The organism is Mycetocola sp. Y719 (genome assembly GCF_056713205.1).
The window spans coordinates 413987-428848 of record NZ_JBWYGY010000003.1; the positions used below are offsets into that span (position 1 = coordinate 413987).

Here is a 14862-nt window from a genome sequence, read left to right on the forward strand (position 1 = left end):
AAATGATGAACGGGGAACGGGACGGGACACTTTTAGGGTCCATCCAACGGGCACTGCAGCTGGTCGACGTCGTGGCGAATGCCAACCGACCGATGCCGGTGAAGGCACTCGCGCGGGCCTCCGGTCTCACCCTGGGGACGGCGTACAACATCGTTCGCACGCTCATCCATGAGGGTTACCTGCGCAGCGAACCCGACGGCCTCGTGCTCGGCCACCGCTTCCCCAGCCTCCGGGCTCGCGATGAGGACGGCGTGTTCATCGCCCGCGTCCGAGCGACCCTGAGGTCGGTGACCGAGGAACTCGGCGCCACCGCCTACCTCTCCCGCTTCACCGACGGCGAGGTGCACCTGGTCGACATCGTCGACGCGGTCAACAGCCCCCGTGTCGAGGTCTGGGTGGGACTCGACAACAGCGCACACGCATCCGCACTCGGCAAACGCATCCTCGGAGAGCTGGAAGAGGCGGACCGACTCGACTACCTGTCGCGGCATCCGCTCGAGCAGCTCACGCCGAACACGATCTGCGACCGGCGGGTCCTGCTCCACCAGCTCGGTGAGCACAAGGCCGCCTCAGTCGATCACGAGGAGTACGTCCTCGGCTTCAACTGCCTTGCCGTACCGGTTCGTGCTCCCGGCGTCATCGCGTCGCTGGCCGTGTCCGCGCCTGCGGATGCCACGCCGGCCGACGTGCCCGCCATCATGAAACGGATGCAGGCTGCAGCGGCTCGCCTGTCGCTTCAGTTGGGTGCAGATCGGCTGGTCTGACCGGTTTCACTATCTGAAATCACGGCCCTAGCCGGATGCCGGTGCCCCGGATAGCGTCAATCTGCAGCGTGTGCGCCGAGTGCGCCCGTTGCTGCAGCGCACGGTGTGCGCTGGGCGGGCCGTAGCCGGCCCGTTGGGGGGAATAAGGGATGTCGCGATCGTTCGCGCATCGCGGCATCGTCCGGGGCGAGGGGGCGTGCACTTTTGGTGTGCGTCCCCTCACTCTGTTGCCGGGGCGGGCGCAGCGGACGACGCCGGAGCAGAGAACGAACACCGAGCAGAGGACCGACGCGGAAGACGAAGCAGTCGGCGTGCGAGCACCCCGAGTTACCGGACCAGCGCCGCAGCGACCTCGGTGAACACGGCCGTGAGCACGGGCGGTGCGACAGCGATCGCCGTCGCACCGACGGCAGCGATGCCGCCGAGCGCCCAGAGCGATCGCCGCGTCGCCGCTGTGCGAACCTCCTGGTCGATGTCGGCGAACCGAGCCATCACGTCTGAGTTCGGAGCGGTCGGCACGGTGCGCCAGGTCCCCGGGTCGTCGATGAGGCGGACGACATGCTCTCGCTCCTCGGCGTTGAGCACGATGGGCCGCTTGAGCAGCCAGCGGCGCAGCCGGCGGGCGTCGAGCACGGCGACGAGATCCGGCCATTCCTTCACGACGATCGATGACGCACCGTGGATGGCGACGACCGGGCGCACTCGCCCGGGCAGGCCGAGTTTCTGGTGCACGATCTTGGTCACCCGCGCTGCCTCGTACTCGGCATTGCGGATGTGCGGCTGACGCTGACCCGACACCATCAGTGTGCGGTTCGCGACCCAGATCGGCTTGCCGCTGTGGTGCTTCGTGTTGATCGTGAACACACCGCCGGGGCCGACGACCAGGTGGTCGATGTCGGCCTCTTTCGTGCCGACGGGGAGCGCGTGGAAGACGGTCCATTCAGGAGGAAGCTCCCCGAGCATCCGCCCGACAGCGAGCTCGCCCTGCGCGCCGAGGTACCACGCGGTGCCGCTGTAGCTCAGCGGGGAACGACCGAGAATCCGGGCCGCACGCCCCCGGGGGACGACATGTGTCTGGTCGCCGACGAGTTCCTCGATGACGGCCTGGGCGGCAAAACGCTGCCGCATGCTCGTGGCGGTGACGGTGTCGGTCACGTGTCCCCCTCTGTTGCTTTTGCTCGACAGTACCTACCGGTCAACCCCGCCACGCATCCCCAGAACGGGCATGAGGATCTTTCGCGATCGGAATTCCGCAGGACCCGCGAAACGACGCGAGAACGCCCGGCCGGATCGACTCCGGCCGGGCGTTCTGGGGGTGTCTAAACGGTGACGTCACCGACGAGGTGCACGTGCACGCGGAGTTCGGCGAACAGCGCGGCCTTGGCGATCAGCGCCTTGTCGGCTGTCTCGGCATCCGGTGCGTAGACGACCTGTGCATGGTTGGCCTTGTGGCGGGCCATGTACTGGTCGCGGGTCACTCCACGGAGCACGACATGTGCGATCGGCCACTCCGGATTCGTGGCCTGCTTGCGCCGTTCGGTCTCTTCGGCGGGCAGCTCGACGACGCTCGCGCGGCCGATGTCGAGATTGAGCGCGCCGTCCGCGATGTAGACCCGCGACCAGACGATCTCACCCGGCTTGGAGACACCGTTGATGGTGCTGCCGCCTGCGGGGAAGAACACCGGGTGCTGCCGCCAGCCCTCGGCGTTCTGCCAGCCGCCGAGGTGCGAAGCGGGCACGGAGCCGGAGATCTCGTACACCCAGACGAATTCACCGTCGAAGTCCTCGCCCCAGCGCACGTCATGCAGCGTGTTGTCCGGGACGAGTCCCATCGCACGCCAGACCCGGTCGGTGATGAGCGAGTCGACGGCGACACCCTCGTCGGCCTCGTTGAAGTGCGGGAACGCCTTGCCCTCGTGCAGCACACGGGAGCCGTCGCGGCTCGTCACCGGCGGCCGATCGGTCGTGTTCAGGATGCCCTCGGCGAGGTCGCTCGCGGGGACGAGGTCCTTGAGACCCTGCTGGTACTGGATACCGACGGCGTCGAGTCCGAAATCGTCGCTGATGCGCAGCGCGGCGATGTACATCTTGTACTGCCAGGTCAGCTGTTCCTCGGTGAGCTCGGTGGCGTCATCCGTGCCGACCCGGAAGGTCATGCCGGCGTCCTTCAGCCAGTCGCCGACGGCGGCGGCATCCGTTTCGCTGACGGTGAGCATCTCGGCGTAGAGGGCGCTCTGCGAGAGTCGTTCCTTGTAGATGCCGAGCGTGTTCAGCAGCTCGTCGTCGAAGATGGCGTTGTACATGCCCATGCAGCCCTCGTCGAAGACGCCGATGATGGCCTTCTCAGTCTTGAGCTGGCGGGCGAGCGCGACGCCGAGTTCCTTCTCCGGGGAGTCGGGCAGCTCGGGCAGCGGGCGCACGTGCGAGGCGTCGTGGCTGATCGTGCCGGTCTCGACCCAGCTGCGGATGCCGTCGAGGAACCACTCGTCAGTGAAGTCGACGCTCCAGATCGTGGAGTAGTCGGTGCCCATCTTGGTCAGGCCGGCGTTGAGGCCGAGCAGACCGACGAGGCCGGGCCAGTCCGGCGCGAAGTTGGCGACGGTGAGGATCGGGCCGCGGTGGGTGCGGAGACCGGCGAGCACGTGGTGGCTGTACTGCCAGACGGCTTCGGCGACGATCAGGGGCGCGGTCGGCGGGATGTTGCGGAAGACGTCGAGTCCCATCCGCTGGCTCCGGATGAAGCCGTGCCCGAGCTCGGGGTCGATCGGGTTGCCGCGCGTGATGGTCCAGCCGATGCCGGCGAAGGCCTTCTCGAGGTCGCGTTCCATCGCCTCCTGCACGGGCCAGCCGGCGGTGTTGGCGGATTCGCGCAGGTCACCGCTCGAGATCAGGTAGGCGGTCTTCGGCTCCGGGACCGCCTCGGTGGTGGTCGCCGGGAGGCTGTAGGTGGACATCATTGGCTCCTTGCTCGTGCGTGAAGACGATCGACTTCAGGGTCGCAGAAATCGATTTCATGCGCAAGCCGTCCGGCAGCCCGATCCGTTCGCCGGCCTCAGTGCGCCGCGCGCGTGGCCCGGGCCAGTTCGCCGGGGAAGACGGCGGTGCGCGGGGCCTGGGTCTCGCCGGCGATGCGGGAGACGAGCATCGACACGGCCGTCGTGCCGAGGTCCCGCGTCGGCAGGTGGACGAGGGTGATCAGCCCAGGCGACAGGGTGGTGAAGGGGAGGTCGCCGATCACGCCGACGCCGAATGCCGGGGGGGTGAGGCCGTGCTCGTTGAGCACCTGAAGGGCGCCGACCCCCATGAGGTTGTTCGTCGCGACGACGGCATCGGGCACCTCGGCCGCAGCGAGCAGTTCGGCCATCGCCCGCCGACCTCCGTCAACCCGGTGGTTCGCGATGCGGAGGTACGGTTCGGGGTCGTAGTCGCCGCGCTCCTCGACGACGTTCCGCCAGCCGAGGGCGCGCTCAGTCGCGGTGACAATCGTCTCAGGTCCGGCGATGCACGCGATGCGCTCGTATCCGGCGTCGAAAAGGGCCGCGGTGAGGGATGCTCCTGCCGGCCGGTTGTCGATCATCACGTGGTCGACGGAGAAGCCTGTCGTGCGGTCGACGGTGACGACGGGGCGGTTCTGGCTGACCATCGTTGTGAGGTCGCTGTGGTCGGAGGCGGGAACGAGGATGACGCCTGCCATGTTCTCGGAGACCGCGATCTGCAGGTAGTGGGCCTCCTTCTCCGGGTCGTCGTCGGTGTTGCACAGCACGACCGAGAAGCCGGCGGACTGGGCCCTGTCCTCGACGCTGCGGGCAAGCGCGGTGAAGAACGGGTTCTCGATGTCGGGGATGATGAGCGCGATCACCTCAGAGCTCTGCCGGCGAAGGGTCCTCGCCGTGCGGTTCGGCGTGAATGACAGGCTGGCCGCCGCCTCCCGTACCCGCTCAGCCCGGTCTTCGGACACGGCCCTGCCGTTGAAGACCCTCGAGACCGTGGCCGGCGAGACACCGGCGAGCGCGGCGACGTCGTAGATCGTGGCCATGGTGCCCTTTCATCCGCCTCCGGCTGGGAGACCGGTGCGTTCTTACGCTAGCGCTGGCGCGACCCTCAGGGCCGCAGCGACGGCACCGATGTGCCTATTCGACGAAGCGGATGCCGTTCTGGAGCCTGGTTCGCAGGTCGAAGAGTTCGTTGCCGCCGGCGCGGGCGAGATCGGGGAGCCCTGCACGGAGGAATCCGGGGAGGAACGACTCCCTGATGGCGAGGGTCGCCGCGCCGCGGCTACTGCCCAGCTGGACGTACGGGGCTTCGAGTGCGTTGTCCGGCAGCACGATCGCGAGGCCGGTGAATTTCACCCGGAGCGAGCGGCTGAGCACCTTGGCGCGGGCGGCGAGGTCGTGCATCGGACGGTCGCCGGCGAGAGCCTCACCGATGAGTTCGCCACGTTTGATCTTCACCGCGTCGCCGTAGTCCTCGGAGAGGAGGGCGAACAGACCGGTCGGGCCGAGGACGACGTGGTCGACCTTCTCGTCAGGTGCGCCGGTGGCGACGTCATGCCAGACGGTGAAACCGAGGCCGAGTTCGGCGAGGTTCCTGGCCGTGGCCTCTTCGGCGAGCGCATCGGCGAGAAGGTGGCGGAGCTCCCGAGGGGCCGTGCGCACAAGTGTCGGGTCGTACGGATCGGCATCGACCCCGCGGCCCGCCCATTCGCGCATGAGACGGAGGTAGCGCTCCCGGCGCCAGCCACCCGGATGCCCGTACGAACGGGCGCGGGGGCGTGAGTCCGCCTTCGGTTTCGCCGCGGACGCGGCCCAGGTGTGGTGCTCCTCTGGAGCGTTCGTGCCTGTCGCCCGGCCGCGGTCGTATGCGGCACGGCCTTCTGCTGTGCCGATGCGCTCCCACGCCAGCTGAACGGCGGTGAATCGTGCCGCGTTCCCGCCGGTGTCCGGGTGGGTCTCGCGCATCAGCTTGCGATAGGCACGGCGAAGGTCGTCCTGGCCGGCCGTCGGGCTCACGCCGAGGATTTCGTAAGGCGTCGCCGAGATCGGGCTGTCTGGCATCCGCTCGCTTTCGGGTGGGGAGATCTGCAGTATCCGACGATACCGAGGAAAACTGGGAGGCTGCGGCGACCGCGCCCACGAGGCGAGTGGCGAGCGCCCACCCGCGTGGGTCGAGTCCGGGCGCCAGCGAGCGCATGGGGACCACGGGCCACAACTTCGGAGATTCTCTGGATTATGGCTGTTTCTGGCCTGAACCTCCCCGTTCGACCAAGGATCTCCGAAGTTGGTGACGTCACTCCAGCGGAGCCGCGCGGCGAGCGGAGTGCGTGTCGGCGCGCACCTCTGCCGCCTTCGGGAGGAAGATCCGTGGGTCCATCTTCCATACATCGAAGGACCCCCCGATTTTCCTCCCGAAACCCACGGCCCCGTGCTCGAAAGGCTGCGGCGACTCCGCTTCAGCGGCGCTTCAGCCCGGCTCGGGCAGAATGGCGGGGGAGGTGGTCGGCATGCGGATACTCGTGGTCGAAGACGAAGTACGGCTCGCCGACGGTCTGCGCCGCGGACTCGAAGCGGAGGGCTTCGCCGTCGACGTCGCCCCGACCGGCACCGACGGGCTCTGGCTGGCGCGGGAGAACCAGTACGCGGTCATCCTCCTCGACATCATGCTGCCGGGAATGAGCGGGTACCGTGTCTGCGAAACCCTGCGCGCTGAGAAGAACTGGACGCCGATCCTCATGCTCACGGCCAAGGACGGCGAGTGGGATCAGGTCGAGGCCCTCGACACCGGCGCAGACGACTACCTCACCAAACCGTTTTCGTTCGCGATCCTGCTGGCCAGGGTCCGCGCACTGCTGCGCCGCGGCGCGGCCGAGCGCCCTGTCGTGCTCGAGGCGGGAGACATCCGGGTGGACCCCGCTTCCCGCCGGGTCTGGCGGGGAGACGCCCCGATCGACCTGACCTCCAGGGAGTTCGCCGTGCTCGAGTACCTCATCAGGCAGCGGGGAACCGTCGTGTCCAAGCGCGAGGTGCTCGACAACGTGTGGGACTTCGATTTCGAAGGCGACCCGAACATCGTCGAGGTCTACGTGCGCCACCTGCGCAACAAACTCGACCGTCCCTTCGGTCGTGAGGCGATCGAGACGCTCCGTGGCGCGGGCTACCGTCTGGCAGCGAACGGTGGTTGAGGAGACGACCGCGAGCAAGGGGCAGAAGCGCCGAGGCTCCATCCGCGTCCGGATCGTTCTCGCCGCCACCGCGGTCGTGGCGGTCGCCCTGCTGCTCGGTGCCGTCGGATTCGTCGTGCTGCTCCAGGGCGCCCTGCGCGACGGGGTGCGCGACACCGCAGAGCAGAGCCTGAGCGAACTCACGAACCGTGTCGAAGCATCCGGTCTCGACTCGCTTTCCGACGACAGTGACACCCCCGATCCCGACGATGACGACGATGACGACCCGGCCTCCGAGAGCACCGAGGAGTTCCTCTCGGACTACGACGATGACGAGGCCTTCTTCCAGATCGTCGACGAGTCCGGCGCCGTCGTGGCCGCGAGCGAGAACGTCACCGGGATCGGAACGGTCAGTGCTCCGGCCGAAGGAGAATCACGCACTGTCATCCTGCCGGGCGAGCTCGGCGAGTTCGTCGTCGTCGCCGGAGAGGCGGACGACCTCACCGTGGTCACCGGCCGCAGTCTCGAGACCGTCGGCGAGACCACCGCAACCGTGATCCGTCTGCTCGCCATCGCGTTGCCGGTCCTCCTGCTCTTCGTCGCCCTCACCACCTGGTTCGTGGTCGGCCGTGCGCTACGACCCGTCGACCAGATGCGCCGCGAGGTCGACGACGTGACCGCGGCGAGTCTCGACCGCCGTATCGCCGACCCGGGGACCTCCGATGAGATCGGCCGACTGGCTACGACGATGAACCGGATGCTCGACCGTCTCGACGCCTCACAACGCTCGCAACGGCGCTTCATCTCGGATGCCTCGCACGAGTTGCGATCACCCCTCGCGTCGATGCGCCAGTACGCCGAGGTCGCCCGCGCACACCCCGACCAGGTGGGCGATGGGGAGCTCGCCGATGTCGTCCTCGACGAAGGCGCCCGGCTGGAACGCCTCGTGCAGGGCATGCTCGTGCTGGCGAAGGCCGACGAGCGGACGCTCACTCCGGTTCGGGCCGCCGTCGACCTCGACGATCTCGCGCTGGCAGAAGCGCGGCGGCTCAAGGACACCTCTGGCCTCCGCATCGACACCAGCGGGGTCGGCCCCGCGCGCGTGCTCGGTGACCGCGGCCTGCTCGGTCAGGCACTGCGGAACCTCGCGGACAACGCGGCCCGCCACGCGACCGGGACCGTGCAATTCGAACTCACGGAGTCCGACGGGCAGGTGCTTCTCACGGTGGCCGACGACGGCGATGGCATCCCCGAGGACCAGCGCGAGCGGGTCTTCGAACGGTTCGTGCGGCTCGACGAGGCCCGCGCCCGCGAGTCGGGCGGCAGCGGACTCGGGCTCGCCATCGTGCGGGAGATCGCCACGGCGCACGGCGGTTCCGTGATCGCGACGGTGAGCACGCTGGGTGGTGCGCGATTCGATCTGCGCCTGCCTGCGGCATCCGAGGTGCCTTCCTGAAATTCCGTTCAGGAGGCTTCAGGTCTGCTTCAGCACCTCCCGGGCACAGTGGAACAAACGCCACAAGGAGGCTCTCGTGAAGAAGAAGACCATTTGGATCAGCGCGGCCGTCGCTGCCGTACTCGTGCTCGGTGGAACCGGAGTGGCCGTCGCAGTGACCGACCCGTTCGACGGGGATGACCAGCTCACCGGGACGACACTCGAGAAGGCTTCGAAGGCCGCTCTCGACGAAGTCGGAGAAGGACGCGTCACCGACTCGGATTCGGACGACGATGGCTACGAGGTCGAGGTCACCCGTGAGGACGGCACCGAGGTCGATGTTTCGCTCGACGGCGACTTCGGGGTCGTTCGGGTCGACAACGACCGCGGCGGAGACGACGACACTCGTGGGGACGACGACGACAACACCGGGTCGAACTCGACCAGCAGCGACGACACCAACACGCCCCTGACCGAGGCCGAGAAGGCCAGCGCCACGAAGGCCGCTTTGGCAGAAGTTGCCGGCACCGTGACCGACATCGACCGCAGCGACGACGCGGACCACGCCTTCGAGGTCGAGGTCACACGCACAGACGGAACCGAAGCCGACATCGACCTCGATGAGAAGTTCGTCGTCGTGTTCGTCGACGAGGACGGCTCGGACGACAACTCCAACGACTAAGAGCTGCGTTTCGGGAGGAAATCCCGGGGGTCCATCGACAATACGTCGATGGACCCCTTCCTTTTCCTCCCGAAACCGTCGCGGCGGCGGCAGGGAGCGTTTCCAACCGCGGAGATTGTGCCCTCCTGGCCGCGTCCGGCACCGAAACGGGGTGACGGCATCCGAATCTCCGCAGTTACGAACGGGGCCCGGCGCAAGGGGCTTCTCCGCCCGATGCCGCGCCCGTAGCCTCGACGCATGAGCGACGAGACCCAGAACGACAGCGCGACACCCACCGGCGGCGACCTGAGCGACGCCGAACAGACGGGCAAGGACGTGTCATACAGCCCGTCGAGCGGCCAGGAGACCGAACAGTTGCAGGCCTCCTCGGATTCCGCCGCACTTGACGACCCGGACATCGACGCAGACGACGTCAACGTCCTGCCTGGCACCGGCGGACCCGACGACGTCGGCGATGTCGACGTGGATCCCGGCGAGATCGACCTGCAGGGTAACGCCGGCCTCAGCTGAGTGATCAGGCGTCGCGCTGGTAGACGTCCGGGATGCCGTCTTCGTCGGCATCCCGCTGTGCGTCCTGTTCGATCCGTTTGTAGCGCCGGTTGCGGCTGATCAGCACGACGGATGCCAGGACGGCGGCAAGAACGGATGCCAGCAGGATGCCGACCTTGGCGTGGTCGTTCTCGATGGCGCCCAGTCCGAAGCTGAGTTCGGCGACGAGCAGCGAGACAGTGAACCCGATTCCGCCCAGAAGGCCGATTCCGATGAGGTCGATCCAGGCGAGGGATGCGTCGAGTCGCGCCTTCGTGAACCGGCTCACCAGCCAGGTCGTGGCGACGATCCCCAGCGGTTTGCCGAGCACGAGCGCCACGATGATGCCGATGGTGACCGGGTCGAGCAGTGCTGAGGTGAATCCCTCCACCCCACCGAGAGCGACACCCGCCGCGAAGAACGCGAAGACCGGCACGGCGAATCCGGCGGAGATCGGTCGGAACCTGTGCTCGAAGATCTCGGCGAGGCCCGGTCCGGCGTCTGGCCCTCCGCTCGCCTGACTGCGGATGACGGGGACGGCGAAGCCGAGCACCACGCCCGCAATCGTCGCGTGTACGCCCGAAGCGTGCAGGAGTCCCCAGGCGATCAGCCCCAGCGGAAGGAGGATCAGCCAGGCCGCCGAGGCGTGGAGCCCGAAGAATCGGCGGTAGCGGTGAGCGAGGAACGCGTACACCGCTACAGGGATCAGGAACAGGACGAGCGGCAGAATCACGATCTCCTCCGTGTAGAACACGGCGATGATGGTGATCGCGAGCAGGTCGTCGACGACGGCGAGGGTGAGCAGGAAGATGCGCAGGGCGCTCGGCAAGTGTGAGCCGATGATCGCGAGAACGGCGACGGCGAATGCGATGTCTGTCGCGGTCGGGATCGCCCAGCCACGGATGGCTTCCGGGTCGCCGGCGTTGATGGCGGCGTAGATCAGGGCGGGGACGACGACTCCGCCGATCGCTGCCGCTACGGGGATGACGGCCTTGCTGAACTGGCGGAGATCACCGGCGATGAACTCCCGTTTGAGCTCGAGGCCGACGAGAAAGAAGAAGATCGCCAGGAGACCGTCGGATGCCCACTGCCCGAGAGTGAGGTCGAGGTGCCATGGTTCGTACCCGACCCGGAAATCCCGGAGGGCGAAATAGCTGTCGGCGGCGGGGGAGTTCGCCCACACCACGGCGATCACCGCGGCGGCGAGGAGCAGCATGCCCCCGACCGTCTCCTTGCGGAGAATGTTCCCGATCCGCAGGGCCTCGGCGTAACTGCCGGGGCCGAAGACTGGGCGGGTGGGCTGGGGAGAACGGGCGGTCACGAGGACTCCTTGCTGACGGGTCACGAAATCATTGCCGACCAGACTTCCCGGCTCACCAGCTTCGACTCTACCGTCAGCCGCCTGCCCGGGTCAGGGTCGAAGGTCGCATGCGTCGCTCAGCGCGCCGGCCGCATCGACGAGGGCGGCCGTGCCGCGACGGGCGCTCAGTTCGGACAGCGCGGCATAGACAGCCGTCTTCTCACCGTTTTCCTCGGCGCGTTTGGCGGTGCGGACGAGGTACTCGCCGAAGAAGACGCTGTCGCGGTGTTCACCTAGGGTGTCCTGCACCCGCACACCGGCCGACGCGGCGGCGGCGGCCCGCCGGAGGCCCGCCGCACTGACGATCTCGGCGGCATACCGGAGCCGTCGGCCGGCCTTTCGCACCGCGTGCAGCTGGGATTCGAGCTCTCCGCCGGCTGCGCCGACGGCATCCGATCGTTTCCGCAGGCGGTGCACCTCACGCCCCAGCACCTTTTTGACGACTTTTTTCGCGGGCTTCGACGCGGCATCCGTCAGCGGAGGGGATGCGACGAAGGCGTCGAGGTCGTCGAGAAGGCGGTAGTACTCGGTCGAGGACAACACGTCGCGCAGCCGCTGGTGTGCGGTGTCGTAGCGCGAACGGGCGCCGTCGACGAGCCGCGACCTGGCCTCGGCGTCTGAGCTGACGAGTTCGTCGAGCAGCGACTCGGCCCTGAGCCCCTGCACCTCGAGGTCGCGCGCCTCACCAAGGGCGGACCCGATCCGTCCGAGGCGATCCCGAAGATCGTCCGCGACCTCACGGTCGAAGAGGCGCCGGTACGCGGCGAGCACACTGCGCAGCCGCCGCACGAGCGTGCGCATGCGGTGCACCGCATCGGGTGCGTCGGCGCGAGCAGCGGGGTCGGCGTGTTTGAGCGTCTCGACGAGTTCCGCGATGGCGGGGAGGAAGACAGCGGATGCCGTCCCGTCGGCGGCTGCATCGCCCGCGTCGTCGCCGGCTGAGGGAGTCACCTCGGTCAGCGAGTTCACACCGAGGGCACGCGCCACCTTGGCCACGCTCGACGACGGGTGGGCTCCGGCCTCGGCGATCACGCCTTCGATCTGGTCGAGGAGTGCCGTGCGTCCTTCTTCGGTGTCCGGGGCGCCGTCGAGGAGTTCGACCTCCCACTCACGCCAGCTGCGTTCTCCTCCGCGGCGGACATCCGTCGCCGTCACCTCATCGTCGGCGATCTCGACGACCCCGGCGCCGTCGGCAGCGACGAGGTGGATCGCCGTGCGTCTGGTCGAGATGCGGGCCAGCGGTGTGAGGTCACGGTCGCGCACCCACGCGCGGACCGGTTCGAGGATCTCATCCGGCACTGTCCCGGTGTCGTCGCCGAGGGGCCAGTGCTGTTCCGTGCGTCCCTCAGCGGCAGGCTTCTTGATGTGCCAGCCCGCGTCGCCACCGCCCGTGCGCCGTCGGACGACGATCCGCCGCACGGCGAGGTCGAGTCGTTCGGTGTCGTAGTAGACGGCCTCCAGGTCGACCGGTTCGCGGATGTCGACCGTCGCGATCCCGTTCACGGAGCTGAGGTCAGGGACCTCCGCGCCATCCTCGACGTCGTACTTGCGCTCGATCTCGCTTTGGGAGTGGCCGGCGGGGGCGGAGTTCGTCATACCCCTTGTCTACCGTGTCGGCGGGCGGGCGGCCACCAGCGCCGCAGCCGCGCAACCGCTTGCGCGGGTGTTCCGGCTCCGCGCGGGTGTTTTTTCGCCCGCGCGGAGCCGATTCACCCGCGCGAACCCGCCGGCAGCGCCCGGGCAGCACAGAAGCAGTCGCTCAGCGTTCCAGTCGCACCGGGTCGATGAGCGTTCCTACCAGGCTGCGAACCCACCACTGTCGGGTTTCCCGGCGCTCGGCCCAGGTCGAATACCGGTAGCGGAACGCGCGCGCCCGGATCCACGTCGGCGCCGCCTCCTGGAATGGGTTGTACCGCAGCAACCTCAGCGTGCGCTCGTCGCCGTCGAGCAGCCGGTAGATCAGCATCTGGAACCAGCGGGTGTCCGGCGACCCGAGCGCGAGAAACCACATCAGCCAGTCGAGCCTGAGGTGGTACGGCGCAACCTGCGGCGGCATCCGCTTCACATCGCCCGGTTTGCCCTTGAATTCGTACGGCAACCACTCGCTGTCGGGTCCGGGGCGCTCATCGGCGCAGCCCTCGATGATCACCTCGATCCGCACCTTGGTGACGGTGCCGAACGCCCCGTACGCGTTGACGAGGTGGTACCGGTTGAAACTCGCGTTCATCAGCTGGTGGCGGGCGAAAAGGTTGGCGAGCGGGCGCCAGCTGAGCACGAGGAGGAACGCCGTCGCAACGATCACGAGGACATCGAACCAGAGGGGAGTGGGCAGGAACGCCGTGTCGGGGCCGAAGCCGGGGATCACGGCCCGGATCGTCCCGTCATCGATCGCGCAGAACGCAAGCACGATGGTGATCCAGTTGAGCCACGCGAAGTTACCGGTGACCACCAGCCAGAGCTGGGTGGCGATGATGATGAGCGCTGCGACGGGTGCCACGGGCTGGGGTGCGAAGAGGAAGAACGGCACGACGAGTTGCGCGAAGTGGCTGCCGAGCACTTCTCCGCGGTGGAACAGTTTGGGCAGATGGTGCACGAACCAGCTGACGGGGTTCGGCATCGGCTGCGTCTCGTGGTGGTAGTACAGGGCGGTGAAGTCGCGCCACTCGCGCCCGCCGCGCATCTTGATCATGCCGGCGCCGAATTCGAGTCGGAAGACGAGCCAGCGCAGGAAGAGGATGATCAGCAGCGGTGGGGCGACCTGGTCCGAGCCCAGGAACGCGACGATGAACCCGGCTTCGAGCAACAGGCTTTCCCAGCCGAAGCTGTAGAAGGTCTGCCCGATGTTCACGATCGACAGGTAGGCCGCCCACAGCGCCAGGAAGACGACCATCGGAAGCCAGGGTGGTCCTGACTGGGGCAGGCCGACCACGACGGTCGCCGCGATCCCTGCGCCGGCCGAGGCGATGCCGAGTAAGAAGTTGTCGCTGTACCGCCAGTGGAACACGCTCGGCGACTGCCGGTACGAGATCCGGTTCAGGAACCATGGCGCCGGGAGCAGCCCGCGCTCTCCGAGCAGCGCGGGGAACTGGTACGCGGCAGACACGAACGCGATCAGGTACAGCGCCGCGATACCGCGTTGCAGGACCTGGCGGGCGAGTTCATAGTCCCCGGCGGCGAACCACTCCATCTCCCTGCCGACGTTAGACCTGCGGCCACACCCGGTTCAACGGGTCGCGCGGGTGCGGCTGCAGCCCCGTGATTGTCAACGGGTAGAGGGCCGCAGATGTCGCGGCGTACCGTGCGATCAGCGCCCGGCGCGATTCTGCCGCGCGTCTCACACGATCCGAGGGAGACCCAGTCATGACATTCAGCGACGACGACATCGCGACCCCGGCCAACCGCACCGTCCCGGTGGACACCTTCATTCCGGCCGACGACGATGACATGAAGACGATCGCCCGACTGGTGAAGTCGGCGAAGATCGCGCTGCTCACAACCATCACGTCCACCGGCCACCTGCACAGCCGCCCGCTTGCGACGCAGGAGACCGACTTCGACGGCGATCTCTGGTTCTTCACGCAGGACCCCAGTTCGAAAGTCGACGACATCCGTGCGCACAACCAGGTCAATGCCGCGTTCGAGTCCGGCAAGGGTTACCTCTCGATCGCGGGAACAGCAACGGTCGTGCACGACAGGGCCAAGGTCGACGAGCTGTGGACACCGGCGGTCGAGGCATGGTTCCCCGACGGCAAGGACGACCCCACCGTCGCCCTGATCAAGGTCAATGCGGAATCCGCGGAATACTGGGCAACCAATGAGCCCGGAGTCGTGACGATGTTCAAGATCGCCAAAGCGGTCGTGACCCACACGCAGCCAGACGTCGGCGACAACAAATCGGTGGACCTCTAGACCGTCCGGGGCGGACGCGGCGAGCGC

General features: G+C 67.7%; 13 protein-coding genes. 6 read left to right on the forward strand and 7 right to left on the reverse strand.

From position 1 onward, the window contains the following. The first annotated feature begins 5 nt into the window (after positions 1-5). Positions 6-764, forward strand: coding sequence for an IclR family transcriptional regulator (locus AC1M0F_RS13870; RefSeq protein ID WP_480238958.1), 759 nt, complete (start codon positions 6-8; stop codon positions 762-764). Positions 765-1091: 327 nt separating this feature from the next. Here AC1M0F_RS13870 and AC1M0F_RS13875 read toward each other — a convergent pair whose 3' ends face one another. From AC1M0F_RS13875 to AC1M0F_RS13890, 4 genes are all read right to left on the reverse strand, one after another. Continuing rightward, positions 1092-1919: a nuclease-related domain-containing protein gene (locus tag AC1M0F_RS13875; protein ID WP_480238840.1), complete on the reverse strand. Its 828-nt coding sequence runs from the start codon at positions 1917-1919 to the stop codon at positions 1092-1094. 164 nt (positions 1920-2083) lie between these two features. Further along, positions 2084-3718: a fucose isomerase gene (locus AC1M0F_RS13880; protein WP_480238841.1), complete on the reverse strand. Its 1635-nt coding sequence runs from the start codon at positions 3716-3718 to the stop codon at positions 2084-2086. A 98-nt stretch (positions 3719-3816) separates the two neighbouring features. Next, complete coding sequence (locus AC1M0F_RS13885) at positions 3817-4800, reverse strand: LacI family DNA-binding transcriptional regulator (RefSeq protein ID WP_480238842.1); 984 nt, start codon at positions 4798-4800, stop codon at positions 3817-3819. Between the two features lie 94 nt (positions 4801-4894). Continuing rightward, the gene (locus tag AC1M0F_RS13890) at positions 4895-5818 is read right to left on the reverse strand and encodes a J domain-containing protein (RefSeq protein ID WP_480238843.1); all 924 of its coding nucleotides are present in this window, start codon (positions 5816-5818) and stop codon (positions 4895-4897) included. A gap of 446 nt (positions 5819-6264) precedes the next feature. Between AC1M0F_RS13890 and AC1M0F_RS13895 the strand changes: the two genes are divergently transcribed. From AC1M0F_RS13895 to AC1M0F_RS13910, 4 genes are all read left to right on the forward strand, one after another. Further along, positions 6265-6942: a response regulator transcription factor gene (locus AC1M0F_RS13895; protein WP_480238844.1), complete on the forward strand. Its 678-nt coding sequence runs from the start codon at positions 6265-6267 to the stop codon at positions 6940-6942. Continuing rightward, entirely contained in the window at positions 6935-8377 is a 1443-nt protein-coding gene (locus AC1M0F_RS13900) for a sensor histidine kinase (protein WP_480238845.1), read from the forward strand. The genes AC1M0F_RS13895 and AC1M0F_RS13900 overlap by 8 nt, the downstream gene beginning before the upstream one ends. Positions 8378-8453: 76 nt before the next feature. Further along, positions 8454-9038, forward strand: coding sequence for a PepSY domain-containing protein (locus tag AC1M0F_RS13905; protein ID WP_480238846.1), 585 nt, complete (start codon positions 8454-8456; stop codon positions 9036-9038). A gap of 237 nt (positions 9039-9275) precedes the next feature. Beyond that, positions 9276-9548 carry a hypothetical protein gene (locus tag AC1M0F_RS13910; protein WP_480238847.1) on the forward strand — a complete coding sequence of 91 codons (273 nt, stop codon included), beginning with the start codon at positions 9276-9278 and terminating at the stop codon, positions 9546-9548. A gap of 4 nt (positions 9549-9552) precedes the next feature. On the opposite strand, the gene nhaA is transcribed toward AC1M0F_RS13910, so the two are convergent. The 3 genes from nhaA to AC1M0F_RS13925 form a co-directional block, all read right to left on the reverse strand. Further along, positions 9553-10887, reverse strand: coding sequence for a Na+/H+ antiporter NhaA (nhaA, locus tag AC1M0F_RS13915; RefSeq protein ID WP_480238848.1), 1335 nt, complete (start codon positions 10885-10887; stop codon positions 9553-9555). 90 nt (positions 10888-10977) lie between these two features. Next, entirely contained in the window at positions 10978-12522 is a 1545-nt protein-coding gene (locus tag AC1M0F_RS13920; protein WP_480238849.1) for a CYTH and CHAD domain-containing protein, read from the reverse strand. A 163-nt stretch (positions 12523-12685) separates the two neighbouring features. Next, positions 12686-14113: a lipase maturation factor family protein gene (locus tag AC1M0F_RS13925; protein WP_480238850.1), complete on the reverse strand. Its 1428-nt coding sequence runs from the start codon at positions 14111-14113 to the stop codon at positions 12686-12688. Positions 14114-14286: 173 nt separating this feature from the next. On the opposite strand from AC1M0F_RS13925, the gene AC1M0F_RS13930 reads away from it, so the two are divergent. Then, positions 14287-14835: a pyridoxamine 5'-phosphate oxidase family protein gene (locus AC1M0F_RS13930; RefSeq protein WP_480238851.1), complete on the forward strand. Its 549-nt coding sequence runs from the start codon at positions 14287-14289 to the stop codon at positions 14833-14835. Positions 14836-14862: the final 27 nt, after the last annotated feature.

Coding starts and splice junctions, on each gene's coding strand:
- AC1M0F_RS13870 (WP_480238958.1), top strand. CDS start 6: ATGAACGGGGAACGGGACGGGACACTTTTAGGGTCCATCCAACGGGCA.
- AC1M0F_RS13880 (WP_480238841.1), bottom strand. CDS start 3,718: ATGTCCACCTACAGCCTCCCGGCGACCACCACCGAGGCGGTCCCGGAG.
- AC1M0F_RS13885 (WP_480238842.1), bottom strand. CDS start 4,800: ATGGCCACGATCTACGACGTCGCCGCGCTCGCCGGTGTCTCGCCGGCC.
- AC1M0F_RS13890 (WP_480238843.1), bottom strand. CDS start 5,818: ATGCCAGACAGCCCGATCTCGGCGACGCCTTACGAAATCCTCGGCGTG.
- AC1M0F_RS13895 (WP_480238844.1), top strand. CDS start 6,265: ATGCGGATACTCGTGGTCGAAGACGAAGTACGGCTCGCCGACGGTCTG.
- AC1M0F_RS13910 (WP_480238847.1), top strand. CDS start 9,276: ATGAGCGACGAGACCCAGAACGACAGCGCGACACCCACCGGCGGCGAC.
- AC1M0F_RS13920 (WP_480238849.1), bottom strand. CDS start 12,522: ATGACGAACTCCGCCCCCGCCGGCCACTCCCAAAGCGAGATCGAGCGC.
- AC1M0F_RS13925 (WP_480238850.1), bottom strand. CDS start 14,113: ATGGAGTGGTTCGCCGCCGGGGACTATGAACTCGCCCGCCAGGTCCTG.
- AC1M0F_RS13930 (WP_480238851.1), top strand. CDS start 14,287: ATGACATTCAGCGACGACGACATCGCGACCCCGGCCAACCGCACCGTC.